This window comes from Polyangiaceae bacterium (genome assembly GCA_016715885.1).
Lineage (GTDB): Bacteria > Myxococcota_A > Polyangia > Polyangiales > Polyangiaceae > Polyangium.
This window is the reverse complement of sequence record JADJXL010000020.1, coordinates 354,532-366,326: the sequence shown is the minus strand read 5'-3', so window position 1 is coordinate 366,326 and position 11,795 is coordinate 354,532. Positions and strand designations below refer to the sequence as shown.

At 59.9% G+C, this 11,795-nt stretch carries 6 protein-coding genes; all 6 read right to left on the bottom strand.

Features of this window, described 5'->3' with window-relative positions; all coding sequences use genetic code 11:
• Nucleotide 1: 1 nt before the first annotated feature.
• The 6 genes from IPM54_26905 to IPM54_26880 all read right to left on the bottom strand — a co-directional run bounded on the left by IPM54_26905 (nucleotide 2) and on the right by IPM54_26880 (nucleotide 11,761).
• Nucleotides 2–634: a hypothetical protein gene (locus tag IPM54_26905; protein MBK9263421.1), complete on the bottom strand. Its 633-nt coding sequence runs from the start codon at nucleotides 632–634 to the stop codon at nucleotides 2–4.
• 18 nt (nucleotides 635–652) lie between these two features.
• Nucleotides 653–1,534: a hypothetical protein gene (locus IPM54_26900; protein ID MBK9263420.1), complete on the bottom strand. Its 882-nt coding sequence runs from the start codon at nucleotides 1,532–1,534 to the stop codon at nucleotides 653–655.
• A gap of 147 nt (nucleotides 1,535–1,681) precedes the next feature.
• A complete protein-coding gene (locus IPM54_26895) occupies nucleotides 1,682–3,154 on the bottom strand; it encodes an NAD(P)/FAD-dependent oxidoreductase (GenBank protein ID MBK9263419.1) in 1,473 nt (490 codons plus the stop codon).
• Nucleotides 3,155–3,334: 180 nt separating this feature from the next.
• Complete coding sequence (nth, locus tag IPM54_26890; protein MBK9263418.1) at nucleotides 3,335–4,174, bottom strand: endonuclease III; 840 nt, start codon at nucleotides 4,172–4,174, stop codon at nucleotides 3,335–3,337.
• Nucleotides 4,175–4,325: 151 nt separating this feature from the next.
• Complete coding sequence (locus IPM54_26885; GenBank protein ID MBK9263417.1) at nucleotides 4,326–6,227, bottom strand: Fic family protein; 1,902 nt, start codon at nucleotides 6,225–6,227, stop codon at nucleotides 4,326–4,328.
• Between the two features lie 206 nt (nucleotides 6,228–6,433).
• Nucleotides 6,434–11,761 (bottom strand): tetratricopeptide repeat protein, encoded by a 5,328-nt coding sequence (locus tag IPM54_26880; protein ID MBK9263416.1) that lies wholly within the window; start codon nucleotides 11,759–11,761, stop codon nucleotides 6,434–6,436.
• Between the last annotated feature and the right edge of the window lie 34 nt (nucleotides 11,762–11,795).

Here is an 11,795-nt window from a genome sequence, read left to right as displayed (position 1 = left end):
CTCAGGCCCCCACTGCAATCAATATCCTATTTTCGCCGCCGATGAAGCCGAGAACCCGCAACGGAACATCGCCCGCCGCCTGACTTGCCAGAACCGCCGCACCTTCGATGATATCGAGCACGCCTTCCCACACCGCCGCTCGCAATGTATCGCCCCATGCGTCGATGATCGCGTCTGGCGCATCCGTCGAATGCGTCACGCTCGCAGCCTTGCCCGCCCCAGCATCGACATTGCCCAGGAAAAACACGAGCTTCAATTCAATGGGGCCAGTTTCGACCGTTTCGACGTGGAAATGCGCTAGCAAATATCCCCCCGTCAATTGCAACGCGCAAGGCACGTGCACCAGCATTTCGGCGCCATCGCGTGACCACACCATGATATCGCGCGGCTCTTGCGATCCGGCCATTCGTTCGAGCACGGCTTGCTGCAATTCGTCGACGCCGACGGCGAGCACCACGGCTCCCGGAGGAAGCTTCGCCCGAAACTCGAAAACCGACGTCGTTCGCAATCGTTCGATCGCCGCGCGCAAACGCGAGCCCGTCGCGAGATTCAGCGTTTGCGAAAGCGAAATGGGCACGTCCGAGGACAAACCAGCACCTCGCAAATACTCGAGCGTCGAGAGAGGTTGGGCCATCGTAGCCTCCGCCGCGGCTTATTTCGTTTGCAAGTGGTAATTCCAGCTCTGGTTGGTGTGCGGGCCGCCTCCCGGGGCCGGACAAACACCGCCACCGCTATGGAGCAGGCCATAACAGCGACTGCACCAGCGCCAATTGTCTTGCGCGGGGAAGTCTTTGGCTGCCGAGCTGCCTTGCGGATTTTCGGCTGCCCAAATCAAATAATTGGGCGAATCGGTGCGATCATGAGCGGATCCTGCCGGACAATGGCCACTGAGCACGGCGGAGCCGTGACAAAGCCCCTGGCACTTGTTGCACCATCCCCAACCGCTTTGACCCGCATAACGAGATTTATGCGGAAACAGCACGTATTCACCGCTTTGGCTCGTATCGTGCGGTCCTCCACCCGGAGCCGGACAAACGCTACGCGTCACATTCGTTCCATAAACGAGTCCCGCGCAGCGGCAACACCAGCGCCAACCATCTTGCGTGTAATGCGACGCGTCCGCGCGAATCGACGCCTGCATGCGCAGCAATTCCACATGCTCGCGAAGCACCGCCATTTCACCACGCAATCGCGTGATTTCCGCGCCGACCGCCACCGTTTCGACCTGGGTTGGCGTGACCCCAAGCGGTTCGATGCGCCCATTGGCTCGAATTTGCGACGGCCATGCCATTGCAGGCACCGTGACGTCGTTGAGCGCCCGCACGAGCCCATTCAAATACACGCCACCTGTATAATCTTGACCCCAATTCACGACGAGCGCGTCGCCCGGACCATGCACGAGCGCCCGGCGGTTCGTACCGCCCGCACCTGCGCGCCGTTCGGCTGCGTCGATTTCGAGGTCTGGTCCCGTGATTTCGAGCCCGTGGGCTTCGACGATCACCTGCGATTCGTCAAGCTTGATGTCCGTTGCCACGCGTTTCCCCTACGGAAACGAATCTACGTGCATTGCAGCTACGAACACAAGCACATTATTCACAACTCGTTACGTGCCAATTTCTAGGAACACGACAGATTTCTTGTGAACATGAAGTCAAGGGCTACCGCTTTCGGCTCGACCATTTCAGGACCCCGAAAACGTCATCACCCCGTCGTCCACCGACCCAAACCGCATCATCACCGAATCGATGAAATAGTTTTGGGGGAAATACCACGGCGCCTTCGTGCCCTGTTTCGGGAATTTTTCAATCGCTCGCTGCACGTACCCCGCGGTCAAATCGAGCAGCGGCCGAGTCTCCACGGAACCTTCGTGAAGATGCGCGACGCATTGCCGATAGCCTTTGCGATCCATGTGTTCGAGGAGCCGACACACATAACGTGTCGAAAGCTCGGCACGCAGCGTCCACGATGCATTCGTGTAGCCCGCACAAAGCGCAAAGTTCGGCACGTCGCTCAACATCAATCCCTTGTACACGAATGTCTTGGATATCTCGACGTCACGCCCATCGACATCGAAACGAATCCCACCGCACGAGAGCAATTGCAATCCCGTCGCCGTCACGATGATGTCGGCCTGCAATTCTTCGCCCGATTCGAGCAAAATGCCTTTTTTCGTGAACGTACGAATTTGATTCGTAATGACCGACACCTTGCCTGTTCGAATGGTCCGATAAAGATCCGAATCGGGTATCACGCAGAGCCGCTGATCCCACGGCGAATAATGCGGATTGAAATGCGTATCGATGTCGAAATTCGGTAGCCCTGCTTCGACGCCTTTGCGCAACAGCTTTCGCGCCGCCTCGGGCGCCCTTCGGCACAATTGGAAAAACGCCGTCGCGAATGTCACGTTTTTCCACCGCGCGACCGTGTTCGCCGTTTTCTCCGGCAATACCTCGCGCAGCTTGTTCGCAATACGATCCTCGGATGGCAATGAAAGCACGTACGTGGGCGATCGCTGCACCATCGTGACATGCTCCGCGGTCGGCGCCATGGCTGGCACGAGCGTCATTGCCGTCGCCCCGCTGCCAATGACGACCACTCGTTTTCCGCGATAATCGAGGTCCTCGGGCCAATGTTGCGGGTGGACGATGATTCCCTCGAAATCATCGCGCCCAGGGAAAACGGGCGTATATCCTTCCTCATAACGATAATATCCGGCGCATGCATAAAGAAAATTGCACGTATAACGAAAAGGCGTCGCGTCGGGCCCTACCGTGACATCGACCGTCCATCGCGCTTCTTTCGATGACCACGACGCTGCTTGCACGCGCTGATGAAATCGAATGTGGCGATCAATGCCATATTCCTGAGCTGTTTCGCGCACATACGCAAGAATCGACGGCCCGTCCGCAATCGATTTCGGGTTCTTCCAAGGCTTGAAGGAGTAACCGAGCGTAAACATGTCGGAATCGGATCGGATGCCGGGATAACGGAACAGGTCCCACGTTCCGCCAATCGCACCTCGCCCCTCCAAGATGGCGTACCGCTTGCCTGGCAAACGCGTTTGCAGGTAGTAGCCCGCGGCAATGCCCGACAGCCCGGCGCCCACGATCAATACATCGAAATGCTCCACGGCCCCGTCGGTCTCGCTCGTCATCCCAACAGTGTCGACGTACGCGCTGGCGACGTCAAGACATCGGATACGTTCTCAACCCCGAAGAACAACGCAAAGGGGCAAAGACGCAGAGGCGCAAAGACGTGGTCTCTGCACTGTCCACAAGAAAAGTGGGTTGGAATTGGGGGATGATTTAACAAAAGATGACGCAACACGACCGGGCTATGTCAGCGACAGCGCCCGCTTCGTAGCGGTCTTCTTGGACGTAGCTTTCTTCGCAGCGGTCTTCTTCGCGGCCGCTTTCTTCGTTGACGTCGCAGCACGTTTCCTTGCCACGCGTCCCCCAGTTACCTCAGGCTCCGCGACGATGACCTTTCGCTTCCTCGGCGGCTTGCGCCCCACCTTCTCCGCTCGAAACGCGTTCGGGCACAAATCATTGACACCACACGCCGCACACGCCGGACGCTGCGCAAAACACACTCGCCTGCCGTGAAAAATGAGCGTGTGCGCCAACATCACCCAATGATCGCGCGGAAATAATTCCGACAAATCCTTCTCGATCGTTTCCGGTGTGGTTTGTTTGGTAAAACCAAGCCGCTGCGACAAACGCTGCACGTGCGTATCGACCACGACGCCCGACGGAATGCCGAACGCCACGCCGAGCACCACGTTCGCCGTCTTTCGACCCACCCCTGGCAACGCCACCAGTTCCTCCAGCGTTCGAGGAACCTGACTTCCATGCTTTTCGACCAGCTTCTTTGCTAGTCCAACGATGTTCTTGGCCTTCTGGTTGTACATGCCAAGACGCGTGCGCAGCACCGTCGATACGTCGTCCACCGACGCCGTCGAAAGCGACCGCGCGTCCGGCCAGCGCGCGAAGAGCGTCGGCGTGACCTGATTGACGAGCACGTCGGTCGTCTGCGCGCTCAGCACGACCGCGACGAGCAACTGGAACGGGTCCACATGCTCGAGCTCGCAATGCGCATCCGGATGAATCCGAAGCAGCCGATCGTAGATGGCCAAAGCCTTTTGTCGTGCAGCGGTGGTCGAGTTCGTGGCCATGGACGTGGCCCGAGTCTACCGCGACGAACCCAGTTCGTCTCGTACGAATATTGAATTGTTTGGATTTGGTGACTGGGTTTGGCGCGCCCGTTCAGCAGCCCGTTGAACCGTTACGTGAACGACGACTCAACGGGCTCTTGCCGGGCACTCCTCAGCTCACGAACGCGCGCTTGCGGGTTTCGTATTCGTCGAGCAGCTTCTCTACGCTCGACAGCGCGTTTTCGACGGCTTCTTGCACCATTTGCAGCACCGTCGTGGCCGATCCCTTGAGCGCCTCGTAATAACGCTGCCGCTCGGTGGAATGAATGATCGACGGCGGCAAACCCGACCTCATCAAGAGGAGGTTCATGAAAAGCCGCGCTACCTTGCCGCTGTCGCTCTGGAATGGATAGACACGCAAGAGGTCGTAGTGAGCACGAGCGGCGATACGCAGTGCATTACGCGTCTTGCGGGTCTCCGGGTCATTCAACCAATCTACGATTTGCCGCACCTTGTAGGGGATCTTGTCGGGCGGCGAATACTCGTGGAAATACAGCCGATGCTGCGGGATGTCTTTCCGGTACTTCACCGTTTTGATATCGCCCTCTTCCGGATGCAGGATCAAATAGATCTTCCGAATGACGTCGATCGTGATCGGTAGCTTTTTCTTGGCGTAATCGCGCACGAAGTCGATGGCTTCCTTGTGCCGCCGAATGTCGTCGTACGTCGGCTGCATGCCCGTATCCGCATAATGGGACGCCATGCTTCCGAGGCCCGAACGCAGCTCCTCGAACGTGTAAACGACGCCTTCGAGTGCGCTGTCGTGGAAAATCCACGACATATCGAAACGATCGGTATACGCGCGCCGGAATTCTTCCGTTTGCGAGTCGAGCCGCTTTTCGATGATTTCCGAACGCTCTTCGATGGTGGGCTTTCGGGGCGGAGCCAAGAGCGGCAGCGGAATCGTCGCAATGCGTGGCGCAGGCTCGCGGACCGCCATGATGCGCGGTTCTTTCGCTTTGCCTTCGCCTGCACTGGGCTTCTCGAGCTTAGGCGCTTTTTTCTCGGCCTTGCCGGCAGCCTTCTCGCCGTCCGTCGCCTTCGCTTTGACCGGCGCGCCCTTCTCCGCTTTGACCGGCGCGCCCTTCTCTTCGGGCTTTGCTTTCCCGACGATCTTCGAGGGCTTCTCGCCTTCCCGAACCTTGACCTTCTCCGCAACCGGCGCTGCCTTCGCCTTCCCCTCGCCGACCGGCTTGGCGACCTTTTCCTGAACCTTCTCGGCAGGCGCACCCTTGGCCTTGATCTTCTTTTCGGGCGCCTTCTCTTCGAGCTTCGCCTTCTTCCGCGGTGCCTCGACAGCTTCGGCCGCTACGACCTTCTTTTTCTTTTTGAGCTTGACCTTGCCCTCGGCCACTTCGGCCTTCTTCGGGGGCTTGGCTTCAGCGACGGCCTTTTCAGCGACGACCTTCTTCTTCTTTTTCTTCTTCGGTCGCTCTTCTTCAACCGCCGCAGCACGCTTCGCTACCTTCGCGGCTTTCGCTTCTTTCGCTTCTTCCGCAGCACGCTTGCGCTCCTTGAGAAGCTTCTTGCGAAGGATTCGCTCCGCTTTCTCCGCGCGTTTTTCACGCGCTACAGCACGCGCTGCGCGCTCGGCACGCTCGGCCTTCTTGGCCTTCGCCTCGAGCTTCTTCTTGCGCAGCTCGCGCTTCTCGACCACGCGCTCGGGCTTGCGCGCGATCTTCTTGACCTTCTTGACGGTCTTGACCTTCTTGACGACTGCGGCCTTGACTCGCTTCTTCTCCGGGCGCGCGGCGGCCTTCTTCACCTTCGGCGCAGCCACTTTGCGCTTCTCGAGCCGAGCCTTCTTCTTCGCCACGGCACGCGCAGGCGCCGCTTTGCGTGCGGCCTTCTTCGCCGTCTCTCGACCTCGCTTCGCCGCCGGAGCACGCAGCTTTTTCTTCAGCTTCGTAGCTTCTTTCTTGCGAGCAGGTGTGGCTTTCCTGGCTGGCTTGGAACGAGCAGGTGCCTTCTTCTTCGGGGTTTTAGCGAGTTTACGGGTTTTTTTGGCCGCCATGGGCGTTGTTCCAACAGTCGAACGGAGAACTCATCCCCGTATCAACACCGCGCAATGAGGTCTGTCGAGCCAATACGGCCCGCGCGACGGGGCGTGAGGGTAGCAACCCAGGATTTTGCACGTCAACCAGTGTTCGTCACGAACGTCGCGACGAACATCAAGATCACCAGCCAGGTAGCTTGTCGAGACGAGCTTGTCGATGCGGATCAAGCGTCGATGTTGATCCCCAGCTTACGGCGAACTGCAAAATACGGCTCACTGACCGAGTAGAGCACGAGCTCCTTGAGCCGATCCTTTTGCGGAACTCCCGCCTGATTTTCGTCCGCCGCCTTGATGATCTCGAGACCGATCTCGAGATCGGCGGCCAGAATGAAGCCAGCTCGATCCGCCGTAAGGTCCACGCCACCAACCCACTTCTTGATGTCGATCGCGCCTGCCTGAAGCAGCTTTGTGACGGCACTGGCCAGCTCATCACGCGCAGCACCCGTCACAGCCGCCTCGATGACTGCCAGGTTTTCCTTCACCGGACCTTGGATGTCGTTGGAAATCGGGAAGTTTGGCGAAATCAACTTGATCGCTGCAAAGAGCCATGCGCGAAGACCCGTGCCCGTGGGCACGAGGTGCCTCACGTACAGCCCCGGTCGGTAGTACGTGAGATGTCGCGCTGCGATGAATCCGCCCACTTGCGGTGGAACTTCGGTGGCGAGCGCCGCGGCGCCGAGCACGAGCGCAGGCACATGGCCGTGCAAGAAGCTCAAACCGCCCGGATCTGCCGGATTTTGGAAGCTCACCGGCAACTCCAACCCCAGCACGCCTGCCGAGTAAAAGAGCGTTTGCGACATCGGATAAGGATGGCGCGACAAGTCGATCGCGTACGCCATCTGATAACCGAGCTGCTCGAGCGGCTTGCCGTTCTTCATGATCACGGCCGGCTGAATCGCCGCAAATACCGCCGTGAGCAGCGGATCTGCATCCGGATGAATCACGCTGCTCTGCCAGTCGTCCTCGACGAGTGGTGCTTGCGCCGCAGCCATCGTGTCCGATCGCATGCGCTTGAAGAACCGGTCCTCGTCCGCTTCCGCCAAGCCCATGCAAGCAAGCGCCTGACACAAGCACCATGCGCAGTCCGCACGCTTGCCCTCCGTGTAGAGCTTCCTGAGGGCCTTGTACGGCTCGGGACGGGTGTGGTTCTTCCGGAGAAACCCGACCTGCGCTTCGACCGCTTTGTCGAAGTATTGCGCAGCGTCGCTCATGTAGAGCTTCGCCAGTAGCTCGTTGCGCTCCTCGTTTTCCAGATCGAGCGATTGCGCCGCTTCGTACGCGTCAATCGCGTCGGCCATGCTGCCCAGTTTGTCCTGGTAGAGTGCACCGAGTTTGCCCATCGTCGTGAGCATGCGCGCCGTGTCGTTCGCCTCGGTCGCTCGCTCGAGGTCCGTGCGATAAAGCCGCTCGACGCCTTCCCAATCCTGCTTCTGCTCGCGCACTTCGATGGCTTCGTTGAGAGCCTTGTCGTTGGTCGCATCGAGCTCGATGACCGTGTCGTAGTACTCGACCGCTTTGTCTGCATCGCCGAGCTGCCTGAAGCTCACGATGGCCGCGGTGTGCATGTACTTGGCCTTCTGCCGCTTGTCGTCGATCTTGCTCGCGAGCTTGACGACGACCTCGATGAGCTTCGCCCACTCCTTTTCCTCGCTGTAGAGCTGCATCAGCTTGGTCAGGATCTTTCGATCGTCGGGTCGTTCATCGAGCGCCGCGACATAGCTCTTTGCCGCACGCGTGCGATCGCCCAATTGCGCGGCGACGATGTCACCGACTTCGAGCAACAGCGCCACACGCTCGTCGCCCGTGACGACGTCGAGCCTGCGCATCTTGAGGCGAATGACTTCTTCCCAGTCCTTCTTCGCTTCGTAGAGACGAACGAGCGCAGCGATCGGCTCGGGCGCTTCGGGCATCAAGTCGGCGGCATCGAGCAGCGGTTGCACCGCTTCTTCGACATTGCCGAGCGACAGGCGCGCTTGACCGAGGTGCAGCATCGCGTCCGCTCGATCCTCGACGCTCGAGTCGTCACCGAAACGCTTCAACAGATCACCGAACAGCTCCACGCTGTCTTTGTATTGCTTCGCGTCGTACCGAACCTTCGCTGCGCGTCGAATGGCATCCGGGGAATCCGGAGCGAGTTTCAGCAGGGTTGGTACAGCGACGGCTGCCTTCTCGGTCGAACCGATCTTCGCGAGCGAGTCGATGTAGTGACTGACGACGTCGTTGGCGATGTCGGTCGGCAGCGCATCCACGCGATTGACGAGCGATTGGTAGCTGTTCGAAGCTTCGACGTACCTGCCTGCGGCGAAGGCAATTTCACCCGACACGTAAAGTGCCTTCATGTTGGTCGGGTCGAGGTCGATGGCCTTCGTCGCGGCTTGAATCGCGCGATCTTCCGCCTTGAGTTTGTCGTGGAGGATGAACGCCATTTCGCCGTAGAGCCGAGCTTTCGCAAGGTTGCCTTCGGCCGTATCGATCTCGCGTGAGATGAGCTCCACCGCGCTCGTTGCGTCACCGCGTGCGAGGTACGCCGCTCGTAGTGCGCCCGTTGCTCCAACGTGCCCTGGAACGGCATCCAGCGCCTTCTTGTAGCGTTCGATGGCACCATCACGATCGCCCTTGTCGTCGAGCAGTTTCGCTGCGCGCATCCATAGGTCTGCACGGCTATCCGGCGTCGTCGCTTTGTGCGCCAACGATTCGATGGCCGACAGCGCCGCAAGCGCATCGCCCGACGCAGCTCGCACGTTCGCTAGCGATTCGAGCGCACCGCCATGTTGCGGATCGATCTCGATGACCTTCTCGTACGCCTTCGATGCACGCTCGTGCGAACTGAGCTGCTCGAGAAGCACGCGACCTTGGGCAAGCAATAGCTCGATGCGTCGCTTGTCGTCCGTGACGATCCGCAAGAGACGGTCGTACAGCGACGACACTTCTTCCCATCGTTCGAGCGCGCGGTAGTGCCGCATGAGCGCCGTGAGGGTCTCTTCGTGCGCCGGATCGATCTGCAGAATGGCTTCGTACGCCGTTGCTGCCTTTTGGTGATCGAGGAACTGCTCGTCGTAAATCTTGGCGAGCCGCTGGTACAGGTTGATGGTTTGTCGCGGCGTACCACTGATCGTGATTTGCTGCTCGAGGTTCCCGATGAGCTCCTGGTACTTGCCCGTTCGGTTGTAGATTCGGTCGAGGCCGCGCAAAGCGAACGATGACTTGGGATCGATCGCGACGGCTGCGTCGTAACGTCGCGTCGCTTCAGCCAAGTCGTCGAGCTCCTTCTCGTAGAGCTCGCCAATCTTGCAGAGCGCTTCGACGCGAGCCGTCCCGCCGAGCGCGTCGGCGCGTCGTTCCAGGATCTTCGCGTAACCGACCCAGTCTTCGAGGCGCCGGTAGATGCGGCCGAGCGCTTCGACAGCCTTGTCGTTGCTCGGATCTTCCAGGAACACGTGTTCGAAGAGGTCTCTGGCTCGTGACGGATCGTCGAGCTTCGTTTCGAGAACTTCGGCCGCTTCCACGCGGATGTTGCGTGCCTTTTCGGGCGTCGACGCGCGATCTGCACGCGTCTGCAGCACCTGACAAAGCTCCTGCCATTGCTGCGCACGGCGGTAGACTTGCGCCAAACCTTCCATTGCGTCGTCGTGCGAGGGGTTGGCGGACAGAACCGCTTGGAAGCAGGGCACGCCCATGTCGGGCCGCGCGATTTTCTCCGAGTACCAATGACCGAGCAGATTGAAGAGCGCGATCTTCGACTCGGTCGACAAGTCTTTGCTCGTCGTGGCTTCGCTGAGAATTTGCAGCGCTTCGGCCCAAATTTTCATGTCGCCGCCGGCTGCGCGCTCGAGCTGCCGCGCGTACTCGGCCTCCTCCGGCATGATCGAAAGGGCCTGCGCAAACGCGAACACGCCCTGCTCGACGTCTTCGAGCTCCTTGACGTACAGGCTGCCGATCTCGATGAGCGCTCGCGCTCGATCTGCGGGGTTCTGCGCCTTCTCGTTGCGCTCGAGGAGCATCTCGACAACTTCCTCGTACTTGCCGCGACGGCGACGCACGTCTTCGAGTGCTGCGAATGCGCTGTCGTCTTCTTCGTCGAGCTGGATGACTTGTTCGAGTAGCTCTTCGGCCTTTTCGAGGTCCCCGCTCTTGTCGTACGTCCGGAAGGCGCGCATGAGGAGCTGCTTCTTCAGCTCCACGGCTTTGATCTTCTCGCCGGCGCTCGAGCCTTCGTCGACTTCGCCTGCAGCGATGACGAACGCATCACCCACCTTCGCGGGATCAGCGCCTTGCTGCACTGCGTTTTCCAGCGCGACTGCTGCGTCGTTGTCCGTCGGATCGGCAATGAGCAGATCTGCGAGATCGTTGATCTCCTCGTCGGTGAACTTAGCTTTTTCGGCTTCGGCAACTTTGGCAGGCGGATCCAAGATATCGAGCACCGCGCGACTGCCGTTCGGTCGCTGTTCGGGCACCTTTTCGAGCAGGCGCGCGATGAGCTCGTCGAGGTCTTTGTTGATCCAGCCTTTGGGCCCCATCGTCGATGCGGTCGGCGGTGCTTGTTTGAGGTGCAACGTTGCGATGTCCGCAGCGTTTTCCCCGGCAAACGGTACTTTGCCCGTGAGCAGCTCGAACAAGAGCACGCCGAATGCATAAACGTCGCTCTGCTGGCTTGGCCCCGCGCCCCGAAGTCGTTCCGGAGAAACTGCCTTCATCAGCTGGGGCAAACCCAGGATGCCGGTCGATCCCTGGCCGAGTCGATCAGTCGCGGCATCGAGCAAGTAAGCGCGGATTTTTCCACCCTCGCCGCGCCCGACGAGCACGTTCTCCAGCTTGATGTTCCCGTGGAAAACGCGCGCCGCGTGAAGTGCCGACAAACCTCCGAGCACACCGCGTACGATGTCCTTGGCTTCGTTGATGTGCAGCGGACCCGTACGCGCAACGCGAGCTGCCAGCGGCTGCGCATCGATGGGTGCATAGGCAACCCACGGATGCCCTGCCGTGACGCCCATCTCGACGGAGGCCGGCAATGAGTCGTGCTTGATGCGACTTGCGATTCGTAGCGCCACGAAGAAGCGGTGCACGGCGCGCGGCCCGCTTGCCGCATCGCGCCTGAAAACTTTCAGCGTGCGCTCGACTGCAGGACCATCGGGCGCGTCTTTTCGAGTTGCGGCGACGACGACGGCTCGTGGTCCTTCGCCCAGCTTTCGATTGACCGTGAACGGTCCGAATGTGTCACCTGGCTTCAGTTCTTCCGCGTGAAGCGCTCCGCGCTTTTGCAGATCCGCAAGGCGATCGTCGGCGAGCAGGCGTGACACCAGCACCGCATCGACGAGCGCGTCGAGCGCGTCCTCAGCGACACATCGCTCCGTCAGCGCGCGGGCAAATGATGCCTTCGACACGGCGCCACCAACGACGGCCGGATCGAGACCAAGCAGATCCTTGGAGAGGGCGATCAATTCATCGAGCGAAAAGAGGCGCTCGAGCTCGCCTCGAACAACATCGACAGACATGGTGGCTTCCTCGGAGATGTCTCAAGCGACGCAC

Excerpts from the sequence above, each read along its gene's own strand:
- nth (MBK9263418.1), bottom strand. The coding sequence starts at position 4,174 with ATGGCCACGAACTCGACCACCGCTGCACGACAAAAGGCTTTGGCCATC.
- IPM54_26885 (MBK9263417.1), bottom strand. The coding sequence starts at position 6,227 with ATGGCGGCCAAAAAAACCCGTAAACTCGCTAAAACCCCGAAGAAGAAG.
- IPM54_26905 (MBK9263421.1), bottom strand. The coding sequence starts at position 634 with ATGGCCCAACCTCTCTCGACGCTCGAGTATTTGCGAGGTGCTGGTTTG.
- IPM54_26880 (MBK9263416.1), bottom strand. The coding sequence starts at position 11,761 with ATGTCTGTCGATGTTGTTCGAGGCGAGCTCGAGCGCCTCTTTTCGCTC.
- IPM54_26895 (MBK9263419.1), bottom strand. The coding sequence starts at position 3,154 with ATGACGAGCGAGACCGACGGGGCCGTGGAGCATTTCGATGTATTGATC.